Source organism: Streptomyces mangrovisoli (assembly GCF_000974985.2).
GTDB lineage: Bacteria > Actinomycetota > Actinomycetes > Streptomycetales > Streptomycetaceae > Streptomyces > Streptomyces mangrovisoli.
In genome coordinates, this window is record NZ_LAVA02000010.1 from 1 (window position 1) to 24,180 (window position 24,180).

The window sequence follows — 24,180 nt, forward strand, 5'->3', positions numbered from 1 at the left end:
CCCTGCACGAACACCTTGTGCTCGTACAGCGCGATCAACTGCCCCAGCACGGACGGCGTGAGGGCCTCCGCCAGCACGGTCGTCGTCGGGTGGTTGCCCTTGAACGTCTTGTGCGGCACCAGCTCCTCCGGCACCCCCTCCGCCCGCACCTCCTCCGGCGTCTTGCCGAACGCCAGCGCCTGCGTCTGCGCGAAGAAGTTGGCCATCAGCAGGTCGTGCTGCGCGACGAACCCCGGCAGCAGATCGTCGACCGGCCGCGCGAACCCGATGAAGTCCGCCGGGATGAGCTTCGTGCCCTGGTGGATCAACTGGTAGTACGCGTGCTGCCCGTTGGTGCCCGGCGTGCCCCACACCACCGGCCCGGTCTGCCAGTCGACCTCGCGCCCGTCCCGCCCGACGTACTTGCCGTTGGACTCCATGTCCAACTGCTGGAGGTAGGCGGTGAACTTCGACAGATAGTGCGAGTACGGCAGCACCGCGTGCGACTGCGCGTCGTGGAAGTTGCCGTACCAGATCCCCAGCAGCCCCATCAGCAGCGGCACGTTCGCCTCGGCCGGCGCCGTACGGAAGTGCTCGTCGACGAGGTGGAAGCCGTCGAGCATCTCCCGGAACCGCTCGGGACCGATGGCGATCATCAGCGAGAGGCCGATGGCGGAGTCGTAGGAGTAGCGCCCGCCGACCCAGTCCCAGAACTCGAACATGTTGGCCGGGTCGATGCCGAACCCGGTGACCTTGTCCTCGTTCGTCGACAGCGCCACGAAGTGCTGTGCGACGGCCTCCTGACCGGCCTTCAGCTCGCCGAGCAGCCACTCGCGCGCGGACGTCGCGTTAGTGATCGTCTCGATGGTGGTGAAGGTCTTCGACGCGACGATGAACAGTGTCTCCGCCGCGTCCAGGTCCCGTACGGCCTCGTGCAGGTCGGCCCCGTCGACGTTGGAGACGAAGCGGACGGTCAGACCGCGGTCGGTGTAGCTGCGCAGCACCTCGTAGGCCATCGCGGGGCCGAGGTCGGAGCCGCCGATGCCGATGTTCACGACGTTCTTGATGCGCTTGCCGGTGTGGCCGGTCCACGCGCCGGAGCGGACGCGCTCGGCGAAGTGCGCCATCTTGTCGAGCACGGCGTGCACGCCCGGGACGACGTTCTGCCCGTCGACCTCGACCACCGCGTCCCGCGGCGCGCGCAGCGCGGTGTGCAGGACGGCCCGGTCCTCGGTGGTGTTGATCTTCTCGCCGCGGAACATCGCGTCGCGCAGCCCGAAGACATCGGTGGCGGCGGCGAGTTCACGCAGGAGTCGCAGCGTGTCGTCGGTGACGAGGTGCTTGGAGTAGTCGATGTGCAGATCCCCGACCTGGAGCGTGCAGCGTTCGCCGCGCTCGGGGTCGGCGTCGAACAGCTCACGCAGCTGCACGTCGCCGAGTGCCTCACGGTGTTCGGTCAGCGCGGTCCACTCGGGCCTCTGGTCGAGCCTGGTACGGCCGTCTGCGTTCATGTCGGACTTCAGCCTTCTTTCCTACTTCTGCCCTGCGGCGTGCCTTGCCCCGCTGCCCGACCAACCTAGTTGATCAGCGATCGGCGTGAGCACCGCGCCGCCGTCGTACGGCGCAACAACACATACGTCCGGCCGACGTTCAGGTATCAACGGCGCGACAGGGCGCACCGGAGTCGACGCGGGGACGTGGCGCGCAGGACAGAACCACGGCGAGGGCGCGGGAAAGAAGGGCGCGGCAACCTCACCGTCCGGACGGCTCCGGCCAGACACCTGACGTGCCCGGCCGGCCGTAACTACTAGATCTCGCCCCGCAGTTTGGCGAGCGCCTCGGCGAGGATCGCCTCGCCGTCCGCGTCGCTGCGCCGCTCGCGCACATAGGCGAGATGCGTCTTGTACGGCTCCGTACGCGGCGGGTCCGGCGGGTTGTCCCGGTCCTGACCGGCCGGGAAGCCGCAGCGGGGGCAGTCCCAGGTCTCGGGCACCTGCGCGTCGCTGGCGAAGCTCGGCTGTGTCTCGTGCCCGTTGGAGCACCAGAAGGAGATGCGCAGGCGCGGCGCGGACTCGCCGCGCTCGGCCTCGCCCATCGGCCCCGCCCCGACCCGGCTACCTCGGATCGCGTTGCCACTTGCCACGGTCGTAACTCCCTGCGTGATGGTGCCGCGAAGCGAGTCGGCGTTTCGCCTCGTTGCGAGCGCCTCAGTCTACGTAAGGCCCAACGCGCGTCCAGTGATGGGAGTTACAGGCCCCACACCTAGACGCAAGCCCCATGATAGGCCGCGCTCAGGTGCGCGTACCGAACATGGGGCCTTACGTGCGGAATGTGTATGCCTGTGAGATGCTGCTCAGCTGTTCGTCTTCATCAGAAGGCCGAGCACGATGATGGTGGCGAACCAGAGCACACCGAGCACGACAGTGATGCGGTCGAGGTTCCGCTCGGCGACGGAGGAGCCGCCGACAGAGGACTGCATACCGCCACCGAACATGTCGGACAGGCCGCCGCCCTTCCCCTTGTGCATCAGCACCAGCAGCATCAGCAGCAGGCTGAAGACGATCAGGGCGATCGAGAACCCCAGAATCACGGCTGGACCAACTTCCTCGGCATCGGATGGACGGTCTCGGTTTGAGACGACGGGGCCCAGTGACGAGCACTGGACCCCGCAAGGGTACGACGAATCGTCGTTACCGCATACTCGCAGCTCTCGTCACTGGTCGCGGAAGCGCACGATCTTGACGAACTCGTCCGCGTCCAGGGACGCGCCGCCCACCAGGGCGCCGTCGATGTCGGGCTTCGCCATGATCTCGGCGACGTTCCCGGACTTCACGGAGCCGCCGTACTGGATGCGGACCTTGTCGGCCAGCTCCTGGTCGTAGAGCTCGGCGAGCTTGCCTCGGATGGCCGCGCAGACCTCCTGGGCGTCGTCGGCGCCGCAGACCTTGCCGGTGCCGATGGCCCAGACGGGCTCGTAGGCGATCACGACGGTCTCGGCCTGCTCGGCCGGGAGGTCCTTCAGACCGCCCTCGACCTGGGCGAGGGTGTGGGAGACGTGGTTGCCCGCCTCGCGGACGTCCAGCTCCTCGCCCACGCACAGGATCGGGGTCAGGCCGTTCTTGTAGGCCGCCTTGACCTTGGCGTTCACGAGCTCGTCGGTCTCGTCGTGGTACTGCCGCCGCTCGGAGTGCCCGATCGCCACGAACGTGCACTTCAGCTTGGCCAGCATGGCCCCGGAGATCTCTCCGGTGTAGGCGCCGGAGTCGTGCTGCGAGATGTCCTGGGCGCCGTACTTGATCTTCAGCTTGTCGCCGTCGACCAGGGTCTGCACCGAGCGCAGGTCGGTGAAGGGCGGCAGGACGGCGACCTCACAGGCGTCGTAGTCCTTGTCGGCCAGGGCGAAGGCGAGCTTCTGGACGTGCGCGATGGCCTCGAGGTGGTTGAGGTTCATCTTCCAGTTGCCCGCCATCAGCGGCGTGCGCGTACTCATGCGGTTCAGTCCTCCAGTGCGGCGAGGCCGGGGAGCGTCTTGCCCTCGAGGTATTCGAGGGAGGCGCCGCCGCCGGTCGAGATGTGGCCGAATGCGTTCTCGTCGAAGCCCAGGAGGCGCACGGCCGCGGCGGAGTCGCCGCCGCCGACGACCGTGAAGGCCGGGGAGTCGATGAGGGCCTGGGCGACCGCCTTGGTGCCCTCGGCGTAGTCGGGGTGCTCGAAGACGCCCATGGGACCGTTCCAGAAGACGGTGGCGGCGTCGGCGAGCTTCGAGGCGTAGAGCTTGCGGGTCTCCGGACCGATGTCCAGGCCCTCCTGGTCGGCGGGGATCGCGTCCGCGGCGACGGTCTCCGGGTTCGTCGGGGCCTTGGCCTTCAGGTCCGGGAACTCGGTCGAGACGAGCACGTCGACGGGGAGCACCAGCTCGACGCCGGTCTTCTCGGCGCGCTCGATGTACTCCTTGACGGCCGGGACCTGGTCCTCCTGGAGGAGCGAGATGCCGACCTCGTACCCCTTGGCCTTGAGGAAGGTGTAGGCCATGCCGCCGCCGATCAGCAGGCGGTCGGCCTTGCCGAGCAGCTGGTCGATCACGGCGAGCTTGTCGGAGACCTTGGCGCCGCCGAGCGCGACGACGTAGGGCCGCTTGACGTCCTCGGTGAGCTGCTTGAGGACGCCGACCTCGCCCGCGATCAGGTAGCCCGCGTAGTGCGGCAGCCGGGCCGGCAGGTCGAAGACGGAGGCGTGCTTGCGGTGCACGGCACCGAAACCGTCGCCGACGTACACGTCCGCGAGGGCGGCGAGCCGCTCGGCGAAGTCGCCGCGCTCGGCGTCGTCCTTGGACGTCTCGCCGGCGTTGAAGCGCAGGTTCTCGATGACCGCGACCTGGCCGGGCTCGAGGCCGTTCACCGCGTCGTGGGCGGCGGGGCCGACGGTGTCCTGGGCGAACGCCACGGGCGCGCCGAGGAGTTCACCGAGCCGCTCGGCGGCGGGCAGCAGCGAGAAGGCGGGGTCCGGGGCGCCCTTGGGGCGGCCCAGGTGGGAGGCGACGACCACCTTGGCGCCCGCGGCCGTGAGGGCCTTGACGGTGGGCAGTACGGCGCGGATGCGGCCGTCGTCGGTGATGAGGCCGTCGGCGAGCGGCACGTTGAGGTCGGCGCGGACGAAGACCCGCTTGCCGTCCACGCCTTCGGCGAGAAGTTCGTCGATCGTCTTCATGAGAGGGAACTCCTGGTGAGACTGCTCTGATCGTACGAGGGCTGATCTGTACGCGAGTCAGGGCTCGGGCGGCGCGTCGTTGCGCCGTCCGAGCCCTGCGCTCACAGCAAAGTGCCGGCTCTGGTGATCAGAGCTGGCCGCCGACGAAGACCGTGAGGTCGACGAGGCGGTTGGAGTAGCCCCACTCGTTGTCGTACCAGCCGAGGATCTTCACCGTGTTGCCCTCCTGGACCATGGTCAGGGAGGAGTCGAAGGTGCAGGAGGCCGGGTCGCTGACGATGTCCGAGGAGACGATCGGGTCCTCGGTGTAGGCCAGGAAGCCCTTGAGGTCACCGTCCTCGGAGGCCTTCTTGAACGCGGCGTTGACCTCGTCCTTGGTGACCTCGCGCTGGAGCGTCACGACCAGGTCGGTGGCCGAGCCGGTCGGGACCGGGACGCGCATGGCGATGCCGTCCAGCTTGCCCTTGAGCTGCGGGAGGACCAGAGCGGTGGCCTTCGCGGCACCGGTCGTGGTCGGGATGATGTTCTCGGCGGCGGCGCGGGCGCGACGCAGGTCCGAGTGCGGGAAGTCCAGGATGCGCTGGTCGTTCGTGTACGCGTGGACCGTCGTCATCAGGCCCTTGACGATGCCGAAGTTCTCGTCGAGAACCTTGGCCATCGGCGCCACACAGTTGGTGGTGCAGGAGGCGTTGGAGATGATGTTGTGGTTCGCCGGGTCGTACTGGTCCTGGTTGACGCCCATGACGATGGTGATGTCCTCGTCCTTGGCCGGAGCCGAGATGAGGACCTTCTTGGCGCCGCCGGCGATGTGCTTCTCGGCGTCGGCCTTCTTCGTGAAGATGCCGGTCGACTCGATGACGATGTCGACGCCCAGCTCGCCCCACGGAATGTCGGCGGGGTTGCGCTCGGAGAGCACCTTGATGGTGTGGCCGTCGACGGTGATCGTGTCGGCGGTGTGGGAGACCTCCTGCTTGAGGCGGCCCAGGATGGTGTCGTACTTCAGCAGGTGGGCGGTGGTCGCGGTGTCACCCAGGTCGTTGACAGCCACGATCTCGATGTCTGCACCCTGCTCCAGCAGCGCGCGGAAGTAGTTGCGCCCGATGCGGCCGAAGCCGTTGATGCCTACGCGGATCGTCACGAACCGATCTCCTCGTTGGTACGCCGGCCATGCGGAGCCGGCGAGCTCTGTTTGGGATGTCCCCGACCACCCCCGACCCTACCTCCCTGAGGCCCTCGTGGTGACATCCAGATGCCTCATACACGGCGAGGCGATCCGTACCCGCCAGTAGGGGTACGGACCGCCTCCGATCCGACGTCGGATCATGTTTCTATGTCACGTATTGTCCAGGGGTTTTGGACGCCACGTCACTCGTTCGTGAAGGGGTCGGCTCACTTGTCGAGCGCCGTGAACGCCCGCTTCAGCAGGGCCGTCCGTTCGGCCGCCGACGGCACCTGCTCCAGGCCGAAGCCCAGCAGCACGGTCCGGTCGGTGCTGACGGCGCCGTAGGTGTTGAACAGCGTTCCGGTGCGCGCCCAGTCCTTCAGCACCGCCGGGCTGCCCGCGGGCGGCCCGCTCGCGCTCCAGGCGCCGAGCGAGGTCTCGAAACCCTCGGTCTGCGTCGCCGTACCGCCGACGACCAGCGAGGCGTCGTCGAGGAGCACGCCGTGACCGCCAGTGCCGGGGTCGGTGATGTAGGTGAAGGACACCTCGACCTGCTTGCCCGCGTAGGCGCTGAGGTCGTAGTCCACCTTCTCCCAGCCGTTCGAGGAGCCGGTGAGGCTGTTCCACGTGCCGGTGGAGCCGCTCGCGGTGCAGCCGGTGGAGCCGACGGTCAGATAGTGCTTGATCCAGGGGTGTTCGGCGGCCAGGAAGCCGGCCTCGCACTCGCTGGGCACGGTGGTGCTGGTCCTGCCGTTGGCCTCGGGCAGGGTCGTCCAGTCGTCGGCGCCGACGGTGTGGATCTCGACGACCGCGTGGTCGTAGCCGGGCTCGGTGTCCCAGAGCAACTGGGCCTGGAGCGTCGGCGTGTCCGCCGCGGTGACACCGCTGAGGTCGATGGTGCGGGTGAGGCGCTTGTAGGCGTCGTCGGTGTGCACGGCCGCGGCCATGGAGGAGCCCGCGTACGGCGCGTACGGATTCACCGTGCCGGTGAACGTGCCCGCCCCGGCGCTCGTGAACTGGGGATACGTCGCCGTGGACAGCTGCTCGGACGTCACGGTGTACGTCCCCGCCCGGTCCAGCGGATTCCCGGGCGCGTCGCCCAGCGTGCCGCTGTAGCCGTCGAGCGCTCCGGAGCCGGTGAAGCCGGTGGCGCCGGGGGTCGACGTACGGGAGTAGGCGCCCAGGTAGTACTGGCTGAAGTCGTCGGACAGCGTGCCGTCACCGAGGTCGACGCTGCCGCCCGCCCTCTCGCCCGCCTCGATCAGCTTGCCGCCCTCGTTCAGGTAGGCGCGCAACTGGAGCTGGGTCGCGTTGCCGGGGCCCGCCGTACCGGAGTAGTGGACGACCGTCCCGAAGTGCTTCAGCACACCGAGCGCGTCGGGCGCGCCCTGCGTGGCGACGTCCCAGACGATCGCCTTGTGGCCCGCGGCCTTCAGCGCGTCGACGTAGCCCTGCGCCTGCGTGGCGGCCGCGCCCTCCTCGGCGACCACCAGGGTGTCCGCCTTGGGCCGCTCGGCCACGGTGTAGGTGAAGTGCGGGCTGGAGACCTTCTTGCCGTCCTTCGTCTCGCCGGTGTACCAGACCTCGACCTTGTCGCCGGGCACGCCGTCCTGCACCTTGGCGCGGTACTCGTCGAAGTAGAGGTTGTCCGCGCCGCCGTAGGTCTCACCGCCCTTCCACGCCTTCAGCGTCTGGTCCCACGTACGGCCGCCGTTGACGCGGTACTTGAGCTCCTTGTCGCGTACGGCCTTGCGGGCGACGACGGAGACCTCCTGGTCCGCGCCGCGGGAGTACGACGTCGAGAACGTGGCCGGGGTGAAGTCGGCAGCGCTCAGGCCCACCGACGACGTGGGCGTGTCGGGGTGGGCGGCGGTCTCGGCGACGGAGAGCGCGAAGGGGATGTTCTTCTCGAACTCCTTCTCGATCAGGCTCTCGTCGTCCGGGAAGTTGAAGACCGACTCGCAGTCCGCGGCGTTCCAGGCGTCGTTCGGGTCGCTGTCGGACGCGGTCTGGCAGGTCGACATCTCAGGCGTGAACATCGCCATGCCGTTGACGTTCGACGCGTGGCCGTCCGCCTCGCCGTTCGTCGTGTAGAGCTCAGAGGAGACCTGCGAACGGTAGCCGGGGATCGCCGGGTTGTCGGGCGTGCCGGCGAGCGCCTTGTAGAGCACGTCGTCGGGGGTCGGGGTGGCGACCTGCCAGCCGACGCCGTAGAGCAGGAGTTCGGCGGCGGAGTGGTAGTTGATGCCGTACGTGAAGCCGACGCGCTTCTCGAAGTCGTCGAGCGCCTTGGTCTCCGGCTCGGACTCGGGGGCGGCGCCGCGGTAGGTCTCGCTGGTGGGGTTGGGGGACGAACCCTCGTCGTCGTAGCCCCACTTGTAGGCGAAGTTGCGGTTGAGGTCGACGCCGTCGCCGGTGGAGATGGTGCCGTCGCCGTTGACGTCACGCAGGTTCTTGCGCCAGAGGCGGTTGTCGTCGCTCTTGAAGGTGTAGTCGTAGCCGTCGGGGTTGGCCGAGAGCACGAACCACAGCTCGGTGTTGTCGACGATCTTCTTGACGCGCTGGTCGGTGGTGTAGTTGTCGAGGTAGTAGTGCATCAGCCGGCGGGTCATCTCCGGCGTGATCCACTCGCGCGCGTGCTGGTTGGACACGTACAGCACCGACGGCTTGGCGCCGTCCTTCGACTTCTTCGCGTTCTTGGTCAGCTTGAGCGCGAGGATGTCCTGCCCGTTCACGGTCTTGCCGATGGACTCGACCTTGGTGAGGCCCGGGTTCTCCTGGGCCGTCCTTAAGATCTCCTCCTCCAGGCCGCCGGTGCCGCTGTACGGCCGGAACACGCCCTCGGCGGCGTCGTCGACGCGCGCCTCGGCCTTGGCCGAAAGGGTGTGCTCGGACAGGTCGACGCCCTGCTTCTCCAGCTTCGTCGCCTGCTTGTCGGTGAGGTACAGCTCGACGTCGGTCTTGCTGTTCCCCTTGAGCTGCTCCCCGAGTTCCTGGCCGTCCTGACCGGCCTTCAGCAGCAGGGGCAACTGCTTCTGGGTCACCTGGGCGCGGAAGACCTTGACCTCGTCGGGGTCGGACTTGGCGGAACTCCCGGTCTGTGCCTGGGCGATGGGTGCGAGGCTCGCTCCGCCGAGCAGGAGCGCGCCGACAGCGAGGATCGATCTCGCTCTGTGTCTCATGAACCCCCCTAGCAGTGATTCGCCACAGCGGCGAACAGGTTGCCAGGCTCATGTCAGACCAAGATCGAGTCAAGAGCGCCAAATGCGCTGCGCGCGGCTCAACGAGGTTTGGGGGGTTGAGGGGTGACGTGGGGTCAGGGGAGCGGGGTACACGGAGCGAGGCGGGAGCGGCCCGGAGCAGGGCCGCACACCTGAGCGAAGTGGATCCAGATCCAGGAGCAGGCCGGCTCCGGGCGCGGCGGAGCAGACGCATCCCGGAACAGGCCGGCAGGGCGCGGCGGAGTGGGTGCGGCCCGGGGGCTCGCCCTGGGGGCGCAGCGGAGTGGGTGCAGCCCAGAGCAGGCCGGCAGGGCACAGCGGAGTAGGCGCAGCCCACAGCAGGCAGGCAGGGCGCGGCAGAGTGGGTGCAGCCCACAGCAGGCAGGCAGGGCGCGGCGGAGTAGGCACAGCCCACAGCAGGCCGGCAGGGCGGGGCGGAGTGGGTGCGGCCCGGGGGCTCGCCCTGGGGGGGGCGAGCCCGGCCGGGGTGGTCAGCCGACCAGGTTGTCGGCCATCTCCTCCGTGATGCTGGACTCCGTGCCGGGGATGCCCAGATCCGCGGCGCGCTTGTCGGCCATCGCCAGGAGTCTGCGGATACGGCCCGCGACCGCGTCCTTCGTCAGCGGCGGGTCGGCGAGGGCGCCCAGCTCCTCCAGCGACGCCTGCTTGTGCTCCATGCGCAGCCGGCCCGCGGCCGCGAGGTGCTCGGGGACCTCCTCCGCGAGGATCTCCAGGGCACGCTGGACCCGCGCCCCGGCGGCCACCGCCGCACGCGCCGACCGGCGCAGGTTCGCGTCGTCGAAGTTGGCGAGCCGGTTCGCGGTCGCCCGCACCTCCCGGCGCATCCGGCGCTCCTCCCACGCCAGCACCGACTCGTGCGCGCCGAGCCGCGTCAGCAGCGCGCCGATCGCGTCACCGTCCCGGACCACGACCCGGTCGACCCCGCGCACCTCGCGCGCCTTCGCCGCGATGGCCAGCCGACGAGCGGCGCCGACCAGCGCCAGCGCGGCCTCCGGCCCGGGGCAGGTCACCTCCAGGGAGGACGAGCGGCCCGGCTCGGTCAGCGAACCGTGCGCGAGGAAGGCCCCGCGCCAAGCCGCCTCCGCGTCGCAGGTCGCCCCGGAGACCACCTGCGGCGGCAGACCGCGGATGGGACGCCCACGGCCGTCCACGAGGCCCGTCTGGCGGGCCAGCTGGTCGCCGCCCGCGACCACCCGCACGACGTACCGCGAGCCGCGCCGCAGGCCACCCGGTGCCATCACGATCAGCTCGGAACTGTGACCGAAGATCTCCAGGATGTCCCGCTTGAGCCGGCGCGCCGCCATCGCGGTGTCCAGCTCCGCCTCGATCACGATGCGCCCGCTGACCAGGTGGAGGCCGCCGGCGAACCGCAGAATGGCGGATACCTCCGCCTTCCTGCAGCAGGTCCGGGTGACGGGGAGCCGGGAGATCTCATCCTTCACCGCTGCCGTCATCGCCATGGGCCGATCCTTCCATGCATCCGAAAAATACGGTCGTACGCGGCGGCCAGCAGCTCGGTGTCGTGCCGCGGAGTACCGTCCCTCCGGGCCACCGGAGCCAGCTCGACCGCCGCTCCGAACCGCTTGGCGGCCTCGGTGAGCTCGGCGCGGTCGGGCACGGCGGCCTCGTCGGCCAGCACCACGTCCAGGGCGAGTTTAGGGGCGTGTCGGCCCAAAACCTCCAAATGACGCTGCGGGGAGAAGCCGTCGGTTTCTCCTGGCTGCGGAGCGAGGTTCAGCGAGAGTACCCGGCGCGCCCGCGTCTCCGTCAGCGCGTCCAGCAGTTCGGGCACCAGCAGATGCGGGATGACCGACGAGAACCAGCTGCCGGGCCCCAGCACCACCCAGTCCGCGTCGAGCACCGCGGCGACCGCCTCCGGCACGGCCGGCGGGTCGTGCGGCACCACGTGCACGGACTGCACCTCGCCCGGCGTCAGCGCCACCGTGACCTGGCCGCGCACCGACCCGACCTCGTCCGGCCGCTCGGGGTCGTGCCCCTTGACCATCGCCTCCAGCTCCAACGGCACCGCCGACATCGGCAGCACCCGCCCGTGCGCGCCGAGCAGCTTGCCCACCAGGTCCAGCGCCTGGACATGGTCGCCGAGCTGCTCCCACAGGGCCACGATCAGCAGATTGCCGACCGCGTGGTCGTGCAGGTCGCCCTGCGAGTGGAACCGGTGCTGGATGACCCGGGCCCAGGTCTGGCCCCAGTCGTCGTCGCCGCACAGCGCGGCCAGCGCCTTGCGCAGGTCGCCGGGCGGCAGCACGCCGAGCTCGTCGCGCAGCCGGCCGCTGGACCCGCCGTCGTCGGCGACCGTGACCACGGCCGTGAGATCGCCGGTGATCCGGCGCAGCGCGGCGAGCGAGGCGGACAGGCCCCGGCCGCCGCCGAGCGCCACCACCTTGGGCTGGGCGCCGCGGCGGCGCGGGCGGCCGCCGCGGGCCTGGAGCGGGCGGGCGGTGCGCGTCTCGGACAGCGCGCGTGCGGCGCGGCCCTCCGGCACCACCCGGCGCAGCCTGCTCAGCCGGGAAGAGCGTTCCGTCATTCCCGTCCCATGTCCCGGTGGACGACCACCGTCTCCACACCCTCTGCGGCCAGGCGCGCGGCGAGCTTCTCCGACATGGCGACGGAGCGGTGCTTGCCCCCGGTACAGCCGATCGCGATCGTCACGTACCGCTTGCCCTCGCGGCGGTACCCGGCCGCGATCAGGCGCAGCAGCTCGGCGTAGCGGTCGAGGAACTCCTTCGCGCCGGGCTGGTTGAAGACGTACGACGCGACCTCCTCGTTGACGCCGGTGAACGGGCGGAGCTCCGGGACCCAGTGCGGGTTCGGCAGGAAGCGCATGTCCGCGACCAGGTCGGCGTCGACCGGCAGGCCGTACTTGAAGCCGAAGGACATCACGGTGGCGCGGAGCTCGGGCTCCTCCTCGCCGGCGAACTGCGCGTCCATCTTGGCGCGCAGCTCGTGCACGTTCAGGCTGGAGGTGTCGATCACCAGGTCGGCGTCGCCGCGCAGCTCGCGCAGCAGCTCGCGCTCGGCGGAGATGCCGTCGACGATGCGGCCGTCGCCCTGGAGCGGGTGCGGGCGGCGGACGGACTCGAAGCGGCGCACCAGGGCGTCGTCGGAGGACTCCAGGAAGACGATCCGGCGGGTGACGCCGCGGCCGTCGAGGTCGGCGAGGGACTCGCGGAGGTTGTCGAAGAAGCGCCGGCCGCGGACGTCGACGACGACCGCGATCCGCGCCACGTTGCCCTGGGAGCGGGCGCCGAGCTCCACCATGGTGGGGATCAGCGCGGGCGGGAGGTTGTCGACCACGAACCAGCCGAGGTCCTCCAGGCATTTCGCGGCCGTGGACCGGCCCGCCCCGGACATGCCGGAGATGATCACCAGCTCGGGGATGCCCGCGTCGTGCGTCCCCGCCGGTGTGACGTCCGTACTCACCTGTGCTCCGTCGTTCTCGGCGCCGTCCTGCTCGGCCTGGCGCGCGTTCCCGGCGCCATCCTGCTCGGCCTGGCGCGGCTGTTCCTCGCCCGTCTCGCTGTGCGCCCGTTCCGGCTCCGCTGCGGGCCGCTGCTCGTGCTCGGTCATGTCTCCTGCCCCCGTCGGTCGTCAGGGGCGCCCGCGGTCACGGGCTCCCCGGAGGGGCCCGCCGGCCGGCCGGGCTCCTCCTCTTCCATGATCTCGCCAGTCGCCGTGTTCACGGCGGGTGCGGCCGGAGCCGCCTGGGCGAACGCCACGGCAATGGTCTCGGCCGTCTTGCGGCCGACGCCGGGGACCTCGCAGATCTGGTCGATTGTCGCGGATCGCAGCTTCTTCACCGAACCGAAGTGCTTGATCAATGCCTGTTTACGGGTCTCCCCCAGGCCCGGCACGTCGTCGAGGGGGCTCGAACGGAAGCGTTTGGCGCGCTTGGCCCGCTGGTAGGTGATCGCGAAGCGGTGGGCCTCGTCACGGACGCGCTGGAGCATGTAGAGGCCCTCGCTGGTGCGGGGCAGCACCACCGGGTCGTCGTCGCCGGGCAGCCAGACCTCCTCCAGACGCTTGGCGAGGCCGCAGACCGCGATGTCGTCGATCCCCAGCTCGTCCAGCGCCCGGCGCGCCGCGGCGACCTGGGGCCGGCCGCCGTCGACGACGACGAGCTGCGGCGGGTAGGCGAACCGCCTGGGCCGACCGTCCTCGTCCTTCAGGGCACCGAGACCGTCCCGCGCGGGCGTCGTCGTGCCGTCCGGCGCCGGGGCCGTGGTGTCCCCGCCGACGGCCATGCCGTCCGTGGTGTCCACGCCGACGGTCGCGCCGTCCGGCGCAGCGCTACCGACGGTCGCCCCGTCCGTGACGGCCTCGGCGTCCTCGCCGTCCGTCCACTCGCCCGTGCGCTCCTTCTCGGCCAGATACCGGCGGAAGCGGCGGGTGATCACCTCGTGCATGGAGCGCACGTCGTCCTGGCCCGCGAAGCCCTTGATCTGGAAGCGGCGGTACTCGCTCTTGCGGGCGAGGCCGTCCTCGAACACGACCATGGACGCGACCACGTCGTCGCCCTGGAGGTGCGAGATGTCGTAGCACTCGATCCTGAGCGGGGCGCTGTCCAGGTCGAGGGCGTCGGCGATCTCCTCCAGGGCGCGCGAGCGCGTGGTGAGGTCGGAGGCGCGCTTGGTCTTGTGCAGCACGAGCGCCTGCTGCGCGTTGCGCTCGACGGTCTCCATGAGGGCGCGCTTGTCGCCGCGCTGCGGTATGCGCAGGGAGACGTGGGAACCGCGGCGGCCGCTCAGCCACTCCTGCACCGGGTCCACCGGCTCGGGCAGGGCGGGGACGAGGACCTCCTTGGGCACCGCGTCCCCGGTCTCCTCGCCGTAGAGCTGCTGGAGGGCGTGTTCGACCAGGTCACCGGTGGTGACCGCCTCCACCTTGTCGGTGACCCAGCCGCGCTGGCCGCGCACGCGCCCGCCGCGCACATGGAAGATCTGGACCGCCGCCTCCAGCTCGTCCTCCGCGACGGCGATCAGGTCGGCGTCGGTCGCGTCCGCGAGCACGACGGCGCTCTTCTCCATGGCCTTCTTCAGGGCCTCGATGTCGTCACGCAGACGGGCCGCCCGCTCGTACTCCATCTCCTCGGCCGCCTCCATCATCTGCGTCTCCAGGCGGCGCAGATAGGTGCCGGTGCGCCCCGCCATGAAGTCGCAGAAGTCCTCGGCCAGGTCGCGGTGCTCGTCGGCGGAGACGCGGTCCACGCAGGGCGCCGAGCACTTGCCGATGTAGCCGAGCAGGCAGGGGCGGCCGGTGCGGGAGGCGTTCTTGAACACGCCTGCCGAGCAGGTCCGCACGGGGAAGACGCGCAGCAGCAGGTCGACGGTGTCGCGGATCGCCCACGCGTGCCCGTACGGCCCGAAGTAGCGCACACCCTTCTTCTTGTGGCCGCGCATGACCTGGACCCGCGGATACTCCTCGTTCATCGTCACCGCGAGGTACGGGTAGCTCTTGTCGTCGCGGTACTTGACGTTGAACCGGGGGTCGTACTCCTTGATCCAGGAGTACTCCAGCTGGAGCGCCTCCACCTCGGTGGACACGACGGTCCACTCGACGGACGCGGCGGTGGTGACCATCGTCCGGGTGCGCGGGTGCAGGCCCGCCAGGTCCTGGAAGTAGTTCGCCAGGCGCTGGCGCAGGCTCTTCGCCTTTCCGACGTAGATCACCCGGCGGTGCTCGTCGCGGAACCTGTAGACCCCGGGGGAGTCCGGGATCTCACCCGGCCTGGGGCGGTAGCTGGAGGGGTCGGCCATGTCTCACACCCTACTGGCGAGGGGTGACACTCCGGCGGGGCTGTGGACAACCTCCGGCGTCGGTGCGGGGAGGGGCCGGCGACGGTGTCCGTGCGCCTCCCGCCCGACCGGGCAAGGGGTGGGACGCGTGGGGCCGGCACGCGCCGGAGTGCGCCGGGGGCGGGCGGGGCCGTACGGGGGGCGCTGCTCGGCCAGGTGCGCCCGCGCGGCCGGGACCAAGGTGTTGTCGGGGCAGGGTCAACACGCTTCAATGCGGGGGAACTCGGGGCCACGCGCCGACGCGGGGGAAACCGGGGGCCGCGTCGCGCACGGCCTGCGTGCGGTTCGGCCCGTGCCCCGGATCCGCGGGGGACGGCCCCGGCCACCACGCGACGGTCCGACCAGCCGTCGCGAGCATTCACAGAGAGGCGCCTGCATGCGGCATGCCATGGAGCACGCGGACCCCGCCGCCGCGGACCTGGACTCGGCTCTGCAAGGCGGCCCCTTCCACGTCGCGCTGCGCGCCGCCATCGCCGCCCGCGGACTGCCCCTCCAGCGCGTGCAGCACCATCTGTCCCGCCGCGGGGTGAAGGTGGGCGTGACCAGCCTGAGCTACTGGCAGCAGGGCGCACGACGCCCGCAGCGCCCCGAGTCGCTGCGGGCGGTACGGGCTCTGGAGGAGATACTCCAGCTGCCGGAGGAGTCGCTGATCCGGCTGCTCGCCGAGGCCGACGAGCGGGCGGCCGCCCAGCGCCCCGCGGCCCGCTCCTACCGCGCCCTGCTGGAGGCGTCCGACGTGCTCGGCCGGCTGCTGGCCGAACTGGAGTCCGCACCGGACGGCGGCCTGCACACCCTCGCCCACCACGAGCGGGTCCGGATCGGCGCCCGGCGCGAGCTGGCGGCGCGCGAGTCGCACCACATCGTGCGGGCCCACCGCGACGGCGTCGACCGCTTCGTCGCCGTCCACCACGGCGACCCCGGCTGCGCCCCGGACCGGATGGCCGTGCGCGCCCTGGACAACTGCCGCACCGGCCGGGTGCTGTGGCACCGCGAGACCGGCGTGCTCGTGGCCGAGCTGCTCTTCGACACGCGGCTGCGCTCCGGCGACACCTTCCTCTTCCGCTACGGCGTCGAGGACGGCACCGCGGGTGTCTCCCGCGAGTACGCCCGCGACTTCGGTCTGCCGGGCGGCCAGTACGCGCTCCAGGTGCGATTCGACGGCGGCACACTGCCGGTGCGCTGCCACCGCTTCACCCAGCCCTCGGCGGCCGCGCCGCGCAGCGGCCGGCAGGACCTGGCCCTCAGCGGCCTGAACCGCTCGGTGCATCTGGTCGAGCCCCGGGTCCGCTCGGGGATCGTGGGCATCGGCTGGGACTGGGAGTGAGCGTCACTTCCGCGGGCCGGCCACGATCCTGCCGTTCTTCGCCTGCACGGACAGCTCGGTCAGCGGCTCGGTGGCCGGGGCCCGCAGCACCTTGCCGGTCCGCGCGTCGAACTCGCTGCCGTGGCAGGGGCAGATCAGGGTGGTCCCCTCCAGTTTGTTGATCGCGCACCCGGCGTGCGTGCAGATCGAGCTGTGCGCCGTGAGGCTGCCGTCCGCGGCCCGGCCGACCACCACGTTCTCGTCCCGGTACAGCTTGGCGCCGCCCTTCGCGACCGCGCTCTCCGGGCCGAGGTCCACGGGCGCCGTCGGCGTGGCCGCCGCGTCGCTCCCGCCGCCCGTCGAACAGGCGGCCAGGCCGAGCCCGGCGACGGGGGTGAGCGCCGCCGCGCCCAGGACGGTACGACGGCTCGTGGGGGGTCGGCCGGGCATGAGCGTTCTCCAGTGGTTCCGCCCGGCGCGCGGCCGGGCCGTGACGCGCGGGCCCCGAGACGACGCGCGCCGGATGTGATCGGTGCACGCCGACGATAGCCGCTGCGAGCGAGGCGGGTTGGACCGGGTTGCCCGGACGTAAACGCTTGCGCAAGCGTTTACGCCCCCTGTCGGATGCGGTACGGTCCCGGGCGTGGCGGCCGGGGTCCCGGTCGCCGTGGCGCCGGGAAGGGAGCGCGATGCCCACCATGGCCGACGTCGCGCGGGCCGCCGGTGTGTCCGTGGCGACCGTCTCGCACGTGCTGAACGGCACCCGCCCGGTGCTCCCGCACACCCGGCAGGCGGTACTCGACGCCGTGGAGACCCTGGGCTACACGCCCAACACCCTCGCCCGCTCCCTGGTGACCGCGAGGACCCGCTCCATCGGCCTGGCCGTGTCGGCGATCAGCAACCCGTACTTCACGGAGATCCTCCAGGGCGTGGAGGCCTGCGCCCTGGAGCACGGCTACAGCCTGCTCATCGCCGATCCGCACGACGATCCCGAGCACGAGCGCAAGGTCGTCCACCTGTTGCACGAGCGCCGCGTGGACGGCCTCATCGTCGCCCCGTCGGCCCGGCCCGACGCCCTGCTCGCCTACCTGCGGCGGCACCGGGTGCCGACCGTGCTCCTCGACCGGGTGGTGGACGAGGACGAGGACCGGCGAGACGGCGAAGAACGGTACGAGAGCGAGGACCGGCGAGACGGCCAGTACCGGCACGGCGGCGAGGACCGGCACGGCGACGGGAGGGGCTCGGGCGGCGCCGGGGACGCGGGTGGTGCGCCCTTCGATCAGGTGGCCGCCGAGAACGTCGCCCCCATGGCCCGGCTCGTCACCCATCTGGCAGACCTCGGGCACCGCCGGATCGGGCTGGTCGCGGGCCTGCCCGGCCTCAGCACCACCACCGAGCGCGTCGCCGGCCACCGGCACGGCCTCGCGGCCGCCGGACTCCCCCACGACGAGCGGCTCGTGGTCTGCGGCGACTCGGCCGTGGACGGCGGCGAACGGGCCGCCGAGGCCCTGCTCGACCTCGCCGCCCCGCCTACGGCGCTCGTCACCGCCAACAACGCCATGACCATCGGCGCCCTGCGCGCCCTGCGCCGGCGCGGCCTGTCCGTGCCGGGCGACCTCGCCCTGTGCTGCTTCGACGACTTCGCCTGGGCGGATCTGTTCGCGCCCCGGCTCACCGCGATCGCCCAGCCCAGCCGGGAGATCGGCGCCGAGGCGGTGCGTGTGCTGCTGGACCGGCTCGCCTCGCCGGACCGGCCCGCCCGCACGGTCCGGCTGCCGTGCGCCTTCGTGCACCGCGACTCCTGCGGCTGCCCGGACGAGCCGTCCCCCGAGCAGTCCGGGCCGGTCCTCACCTGACGCCCCCGAGAGTCGGACCTTCGTCGAAGCCCCCGGGAGCCCGACCTCCCCAAGAGCCCGCCCTCCCCGAAACTCCCCGAGAAAGGAACCGTCCCGTGATCGTCGTCGCCGGTGAGGCCCTGATCGATCTCGTCCCGCAGGGCACGGGCGCCCTCGCGACCCTGCGGCCGGCGCGCGGCGGCGGCCCGTACAACACGGCCGTGGCCCTCGGCCGCCTCGGCTCCCCCACCGCCTTCTGCTCCCGCGTCTCCTCCGACGCGTTCGGCGAGGCCCTGATCGACGGGCTGCGGCACGCGGGGGTGGACGTCTCCGCCGTGCAGCGCGGTCCCGAGCCGACCACACTCGCCGTCGCCACCCTCGACGGGCACGGGTCCGCCTCGTACTCCTTCTACGTCGACGGCACCGCCGACCGGCTCTTCGCGGCGCCCGCCGCGCTCCCGGCCGGGACCCGCGCGGTGTCCTTCGGCACCTGCTCCCTCGTCCTGGAACCCGGCGCCGGCGCGTACGAGGAGCTGCTGCGCCGCGCCGCCGCCCAGGGAGTGTTCACGACGCTCGACCCCAACGTCCGGGCCGGGCTGATCCCGGACGCCGACGCCTACCGCGCGCGATTCCTCGGCTGGCTGCCGTCGGTGTCCCTGCTGAAGCTGTCCGCGGAGGACGCCGAGTGGCTGGGCGGCAGCCCGCGCGAGTGGCTGGCCGCCGGTCCCGCGGCCGTCGTCGTCACCCGGGGCGGCGACGGCCTGAGCGTGTTCACGCGGGACGGCGCCGAACACTCGGTGCCGGGCGAGAAGACCGACGTGATCGACACGATCGGGGCCGGTGACACGGTGAACGCCGCCCTGCTGCACGGCCTGCGCGTCCAGGACGCCCTCTCCCCCGCCGCGCTCGCCGCCCTGGGCGCGGACGGCTGGACACGGCTGCTGCGGTTCGCGGCCCGCGCGGCGGCCGTCACCTGCTCCCGGGCGGGCGCCGAGCCGCCGTACGCCTCGGAGCTGGGCGCGCTGTAGCGACGTAGCGATAGAGCGACGTACGAGATGACGAAAGCGGTGTCCGGCGGGGTTTTCCCCGCCGGACACCGCCTTCTCACTGCCGCCGTCCTGCCGTACCTCCTGCCGTCAGGCGGTACGGCTCCGCGTCGTCCGCTTGGCGGGAGCCGCCTTCTTGGCGGTCGCGGCGGTCTTCTTGGCGGCCGCCGTCTTCTTGGTGGCGGCCGTCTTCTTCGTGGCCGTCTTCTCGGCAGCCGTCTTCTTGGCGGCCGTGGTGTCGGACGTCCTGGCCGTCGCCGTCCGCTTCGCCGCCGACGCGGCCGCGACCGTCTTCTTCTTCGCCGCGGCACCGCGCGGTGCCTTCACCGGCTCCGCGTCGCTGATCCGGTCGGCGCCGAGGATCTCGCGCAGGAACTTGCCGGTGTGGCTGGCCGGGACCCCGGCGACCTCCTCGGGCGTGCCCTCGGCGATCACCAGACCGCCGCCGGCGCCGCCCTCGGGGCCCATGTCGACGACCCAGTCCGCGGTCTTGATGACATCGAGGTTGTGCTCGATGACGATGACCGAGTTGCCCTTCTCGACCAGGCCGGAGAGCACCTTCAGCAGCTTGCTGATGTCCTCGAAGTGCAGGCCGGTGGTCGGCTCGTCCAGCACGTAGACCGTACGGCCGGTGGAGCGGCGCTGGAGCTCGCTGGCCAGCTTGACGCGCTGCGCCTCGCCGCCGGAGAGCGTGGTGGCGGACTGGCCGAGACGGACATAGCCGAGGCCGACGTCCTTGAGGGTGTTGAGGTGCCGGGCGATCGCGGGGACGGCCTCGAAGAACTCCGTGGCCTCCTCGATCGGCATGTTCAGCACGTCGGCGATGGACTTGCCCTTGTAGTGGACCTCCAGGGTCTCCCGGTTGTAGCGGGCCCCGTGGCAGACCTCGCACGGGACGTAGACGTCCGGGAGGAAGTTCATCTCGATCTTGATCGTGCCGTCGCCCGCGCAGTTCTCGCAGCGGCCGCCCTTGACGTTGAAGGAGAAGCGGCCGGGCATGTAGCCGCGGACCTTCGCCTCGGTGGTCTCGGCGAACAGCTTGCGGACGTGGTCGAAGACTCCGGTGTACGTCGCCGGGTTGGAGCGCGGGGTGCGCCCGATGGGTGACTGGTCGACGTGCACGACCTTGTCGACGAGGTCGTCGCCGTCGACGCGGGTGTGCCGGCCCGGCACGTTCCGCGCGCCGTTCAGCTCGCGCGCCAGGTGGGTGTAGAGGATGTCGTTGACCAGCGTCGACTTGCCGGAGCCGGACACGCCCGTGACCGCGGTGAACACGCCGAGCGGGAAGGACACGTCGATGTCCTGGAGGTTGTTCTCCCGGGCCCCGCGCACGGTGAGCCGGCGCGAGGGGTCGATCGGGCGCCGGATGTCCGGCAGCGGGATGGCCTTGCTGCCGGACAGGTACTGCCCGGTCTGGGACTCGGTGTTGGCGAGCAGTTCCTTCAGGGAGCCGCTGTGCACGACCTTGCCGCCGTGCTCGCCCGCGCCGGGGCCGATGTCGACGACCCAGTCGGCCACCTTGATGGTGTCCTCGTCGTGCTCGACGACGATGAGCGTGTTGCCCATGTCCCGCAGCCGGACCAGGGTCTCGATCAGCCGGTGGTTGTCGCGCTGGTGCAGGCCGATGGACGGCTCGTCCAGGACGTACAGCACGCCGACGAGGCCGGAGCCGATCTGGGTGGCCAGGCGGATGCGCTGCGCCTCGCCACCGGACAGCGTGCCCGCCGCGCGGTTGAGCGAGAGGTAGTCGAGGCCGACGTCGACCAGGAAGCGCAGCCGCTCGTTGACCTCCTTCAGCACCCGTTCGGCGATCTTCTTGTCGCGGGCGCTGAGCCTGAGCTCGCCCAGGAAGTCCGCGCAGTCGCTGATCGACATCGCGGAGACCTCCGCGATGGACTTCTCCATGATCGTGACGGCGAGGACGATCGGCTTCAGTCGCGTGCCCTGGCAGGTCGGGCAGGGCACCTCGCGCATGTAGCCCTCGAAGCGCTCGCGGCTCGCGTCGCTCTCGGCCTCGCCGTGCCGGCGCTTGACGAACGGGACCGCGCCCTCGAACGGCGTGGTGTACACCCGCTCGCGGCCGTACCGGTTGCGGTAGCGGACCTCGATCTGCGTCTTGTGGCCGTACAGCAGGGCCTTGCGGGCGCGCTGCGGCAGACCGGCGAAGGGGATGTCGGTGCGGAAGCCGAGGGCGTCCGCGAGGGCGCCGATCAGCCTTCCGAAGTAGTCCTTGGTGTGCCCGTGCGACCAGGGGTGGATGGCGCCCTCGTCGAGCGACTTGTCCTCGTCGGGGACGATCAGCTCCGGGTCGACCTCCATGCGCGTGCCGATACCCGTGCACTCGGGGCAGGCGCCGAAGGGCGAGTTGAAGGAGAAGGAGCGGGGCTCGAGCTCCTCGAAGGACAGATCGTCGTACGGGCAGTACAGGTGCTCGGAGTACATGCGCTCGCGCTCGGGGTCGTCCTCGGGGAGGTCGACGAAGTCGAGCACGACCATGCCGCCGGACAGGCCGAGGGCGGTCTCCACGGAGTCGGTGAGGCGGCGCTTGGCGGAGTCCTTCACCGTGAGGCGGTCGACGACCACCTCGATGGTGTGCTTCTCCTGCTTCTTCAGCGTGGGCGGCTCGGAGAGCTGGACGGTCTGCCCGTCCACGCGCGCGCGGCTGTAGCCCTTGGTCTGGAGGTCGGCGAACAGGTCGACGAACTCGCCCTTGCGCTCGCGCACCAGCGGCGACAGGACCTGGAAGCGGCTGCCCTCCGGCAGCTCCAGCACCCGGTCGACGATGGCCTGCGGCGACTGGCGCGAGATGGGCCGGCCGCACTCGGGACAGTGCGGCTTGCCGATGCGCGCGAACAGCAGCCGGAGGTAGTCGTAGACCTCGGTGATCGTGCCGACCGTCGAGCGCGGGTTGCGCGAGGTCGACTTCTGGTCGATGGAGACCGCCGGGGACAGGCCCTCGATGAAGTCGACGTCCGGCTTGTCCATCTGCCCGAGGAACTGGCGGGCGTACGAGGACAGCGATTCCACATAGCGCCGCTGGCCCTCGGCGAAGATCGTGTCGAAGGCCAGGGAGGACTTGCCCGACCCGGACAGGCCCGTGAAGACGATGAGCGAGTCCCGAGGCAGGTCGAGCGAGACGTTCTTCAGGTTGTGCTCGCGCGCGCCACGGACGATGAGACGGTCGGCCACGCCGGTCCGCACCTTTCTTGAGTGAAGTGACGGGGGCGGAACCCCCGTGGACAGGGGCCAGGCCCTGTGCGTTTCAGACTAGGGGGAGCCACTGACAACGCCGGTCGGATTCCCGAGGGACATAACAATCCCGGGCCGTCCAACATGCCCGACGCCGCCGCCGAGCCTATAGCACGCACTTTCGATTTCGGGCATCACTTCACCACCTTCACCCAAAGGGGTGGCGGGGCTAGGGTCGGCGCCATGATGGATCACGGCCATGACCTGGCATCCGTACGCGAAGCGACCGACCGGCTGCTGTCCGCGGCCGCCGCCCTGGACAACGCGTCGGTGGCGGAGCCGTCACGGCTGCCCGGCTGGACGCGCGGCCACGTCCTCGCGCACCTCTCCCGCAACGCCGACGCCCTCGTGAACGTTCTCGAGGGCCGGCCCATGTACGTGTCCGGCGACGCCCGTGACGCCGACATCGGCCGGGACGCCCCGCGCCCCCTGGACGCGCACCTCGCCGACCTGCGCGAGAGCGCCGAGCGCTTCCAGGAGGCGGGCGCGGCGCCCGCGGACTGGTCGCGCACGGTGGAGCTGCGCAACGGCGTCACCGACGCCGCGGCCCGCGTGCCCTTCCGGCGCTGGATCGAGGTCGAGCTGCACCACGTGGACCTCGGCGTCGGATACGAGCTGGAAGACCTTCCGGCGGAGTTCACCGAGCGCGAGATCGACTTCCTCACCGCCCGCTTCCTCGGACATGCCGACGTGCCGCCGACCCGGGTCACGGACGGCACGCGCGCGTGGAGCACCGGACGGGCGGCGGCGGAGCCCGACGTCACCGTCACCGGAAGCCCCGCGGACCTGCTCGGCTGGCTCGCCGGACGCCGCGACGGGGCCGCCCTGGCCGCAGCCGGCGGCACGCTCCCGGCACTCCCCCCGCTATAGGCTGACGGCCATGACGTACACCGGAGAGGTGCGGGTCGGCGGCCCCGCGGACGTGCACGAGCTCAAGGACCTGATCATCACCAAGATCGCGGTCGGCCCGATGGACAACAACGCGTATCTGCTGCGCTGCCGCGCCACGGACGAGCAGTTGCTGATCGACGCGGCCAACGAGGCGGAGACGCTGCTCGGCACCATCGGGGACGACGGCATCGCCTCGGTCGTCACCACGCACCGGCACGGCGACCACTGGCAGGCGCTCGCCGAGGTCGTCGCCGCGACCGGCGCCCGTACGTACGCCGGGCGGGACGACGCCGAGGGCATCCCGGTGCCGACCGACGTCCCGCTGGCGGACGGCGACGTCGTGCGCGTGGGCCGGGTCGAACTGACCGCCCGCCACCTGGTCGGGCACACGCCGGGCTCCGTCGCGCTCGTCTACGACGACCCGCACGGGCACCCCCACGTCTTCACCGGGGACTGCCTCTTCCCTGGCGGCGTCGGCAACACCTTCAAGGACCCCGAGGCGTTCGCCAGCCTCATCCACGACGTGGAGACGAAGATCTTCGGCACGCTCCCGGACGAGACCTGGGTCTACCCCGGGCACGGCAACGACACCACGCTGGGCGCCGAGCGCCCGCACCTGCCGGAGTGGCACGCGCGCGGGTGGTGAGAGCGGGGCGGTGAGCGGGCGCCGCGAGCAGGGCGCCGCAAGCGGGGGCACGGGGACGGGGCGTGCGCCTTGGATCTCCCGCCGGTTGTACGACGCCGGTCGCGCGCCGGGCGCGTAGCCACTGCCGCACGCCCGGCGCGCACTCGCAGTCGAGCGCCGGGCGTACACGCGAGGTCGCACGCTCGGCGTGTGGCTTTGCGTGCACGCCCGGCGCATCGGCGGACTTGCGCGCCGGGCGCACGCCCTCATGTGATGCGCCCCGCGCACGCGCCCCCCACGCCCCGGCGTGCGCCACCACCCGCACGCC

Annotated in this window: 18 protein-coding genes; 5 read left to right on the plus strand and 13 right to left on the minus strand. The window is 71.3% G+C overall.

Going from position 1 to position 24,180, the window contains the following annotated elements; all coding sequences use genetic code 11:
* From pgi to uvrC, 11 genes are all read right to left on the minus strand, one after another.
* Nucleotides 1-1,490 (minus strand): glucose-6-phosphate isomerase (gene pgi / locus WN71_RS04265; protein WP_046584707.1); only part of this gene is annotated, 1,490 nt, incomplete at its 3' end.
* 296 nt (nt 1,491-1,786) lie between these two features.
* Nucleotides 1,787-2,122: an RNA polymerase-binding protein RbpA gene (locus tag WN71_RS04270; RefSeq protein ID WP_003976875.1), complete on the minus strand. Its 336-nt coding sequence runs from the start codon at nt 2,120-2,122 to the stop codon at nt 1,787-1,789.
* A 210-nt stretch (nt 2,123-2,332) separates the two neighbouring features.
* Entirely contained in the window at nt 2,333-2,563 is a 231-nt protein-coding gene (gene secG / locus WN71_RS04275) for a preprotein translocase subunit SecG (protein ID WP_476756011.1), read from the minus strand.
* Nucleotides 2,564-2,692: 129 nt separating this feature from the next.
* Entirely contained in the window at nt 2,693-3,469 is a 777-nt protein-coding gene (gene tpiA, locus WN71_RS04280) for a triose-phosphate isomerase (RefSeq protein WP_046584705.1), read from the minus strand.
* 5 nt (nt 3,470-3,474) lie between these two features.
* Nucleotides 3,475-4,686, minus strand: coding sequence for a phosphoglycerate kinase (locus tag WN71_RS04285; protein WP_046584704.1), 1,212 nt, complete (start codon nt 4,684-4,686; stop codon nt 3,475-3,477).
* A gap of 127 nt (nt 4,687-4,813) precedes the next feature.
* Nucleotides 4,814-5,824: a type I glyceraldehyde-3-phosphate dehydrogenase gene (gene gap / locus WN71_RS04290; protein WP_046584703.1), complete on the minus strand. Its 1,011-nt coding sequence runs from the start codon at nt 5,822-5,824 to the stop codon at nt 4,814-4,816.
* 251 nt (nt 5,825-6,075) lie between these two features.
* A complete protein-coding gene (locus WN71_RS04295) occupies nt 6,076-9,030 on the minus strand; it encodes a M14 family metallopeptidase (RefSeq protein ID WP_046584702.1) in 2,955 nt (984 codons plus the stop codon).
* A gap of 530 nt (nt 9,031-9,560) precedes the next feature.
* A complete protein-coding gene (gene whiA, locus WN71_RS04300; protein ID WP_046584701.1) occupies nt 9,561-10,550 on the minus strand; it encodes a DNA-binding protein WhiA in 990 nt (329 codons plus the stop codon).
* On the minus strand, nt 10,541-11,635 hold the full coding sequence (locus WN71_RS04305) for a gluconeogenesis factor YvcK family protein (protein ID WP_046584700.1): 1,095 nt from the start codon (nt 11,633-11,635) through the stop codon (nt 10,541-10,543). Before WN71_RS04305 ends, whiA begins: the two co-directional genes overlap by 10 nt.
* Nucleotides 11,632-12,678 (minus strand): RNase adapter RapZ, encoded by a 1,047-nt coding sequence (rapZ, locus tag WN71_RS04310; RefSeq protein ID WP_046584699.1) that lies wholly within the window; start codon nt 12,676-12,678, stop codon nt 11,632-11,634. Before rapZ ends, WN71_RS04305 begins: the two co-directional genes overlap by 4 nt.
* Nucleotides 12,675-14,864: an excinuclease ABC subunit UvrC gene (uvrC, locus tag WN71_RS04315; RefSeq protein ID WP_046584698.1), complete on the minus strand. Its 2,190-nt coding sequence runs from the start codon at nt 14,862-14,864 to the stop codon at nt 12,675-12,677. The genes rapZ and uvrC overlap by 4 nt, the downstream gene beginning before the upstream one ends.
* 415 nt (nt 14,865-15,279) lie before the next feature.
* On the opposite strand from uvrC, the gene WN71_RS04320 reads away from it, so the two are divergent.
* Nucleotides 15,280-16,227: a hypothetical protein gene (locus WN71_RS04320; protein ID WP_046584697.1), complete on the plus strand. Its 948-nt coding sequence runs from the start codon at nt 15,280-15,282 to the stop codon at nt 16,225-16,227.
* A 3-nt stretch (nt 16,228-16,230) separates the two neighbouring features.
* Here WN71_RS04320 and WN71_RS04325 read toward each other — a convergent pair whose 3' ends face one another.
* A complete protein-coding gene (locus WN71_RS04325) occupies nt 16,231-16,656 on the minus strand; it encodes a Rieske (2Fe-2S) protein (RefSeq protein WP_046584696.1) in 426 nt (141 codons plus the stop codon).
* Nucleotides 16,657-16,895: 239 nt separating this feature from the next.
* On the opposite strand from WN71_RS04325, the gene WN71_RS04330 reads away from it, so the two are divergent.
* Both WN71_RS04330 and WN71_RS04335 read left to right on the plus strand, forming a co-directional pair.
* A complete protein-coding gene (locus tag WN71_RS04330; RefSeq protein WP_046584695.1) occupies nt 16,896-18,062 on the plus strand; it encodes a LacI family DNA-binding transcriptional regulator in 1,167 nt (388 codons plus the stop codon).
* A 95-nt stretch (nt 18,063-18,157) separates the two neighbouring features.
* Nucleotides 18,158-19,069 carry a carbohydrate kinase family protein gene (locus WN71_RS04335; protein ID WP_046584694.1) on the plus strand — a complete coding sequence of 304 codons (912 nt, stop codon included), beginning with the start codon at nt 18,158-18,160 and terminating at the stop codon, nt 19,067-19,069.
* A gap of 108 nt (nt 19,070-19,177) precedes the next feature.
* Here the strand turns inward: WN71_RS04335 and uvrA are convergent, their stop codons facing one another.
* A complete protein-coding gene (gene uvrA, locus WN71_RS04340; protein ID WP_046584693.1) occupies nt 19,178-22,276 on the minus strand; it encodes an excinuclease ABC subunit UvrA in 3,099 nt (1,032 codons plus the stop codon).
* 243 nt (nt 22,277-22,519) lie between these two features.
* On the opposite strand from uvrA, the gene WN71_RS04345 reads away from it, so the two are divergent.
* Together WN71_RS04345 and WN71_RS04350 are read left to right on the plus strand one after the other, a co-directional pair.
* On the plus strand, nt 22,520-23,206 hold the full coding sequence (locus WN71_RS04345) for a maleylpyruvate isomerase family mycothiol-dependent enzyme (protein WP_046584692.1): 687 nt from the start codon (nt 22,520-22,522) through the stop codon (nt 23,204-23,206).
* A 10-nt stretch (nt 23,207-23,216) separates the two neighbouring features.
* Complete coding sequence (locus tag WN71_RS04350; protein ID WP_046584691.1) at nt 23,217-23,873, plus strand: MBL fold metallo-hydrolase; 657 nt, start codon at nt 23,217-23,219, stop codon at nt 23,871-23,873.
* Nucleotides 23,874-24,180: the final 307 nt, after the last annotated feature.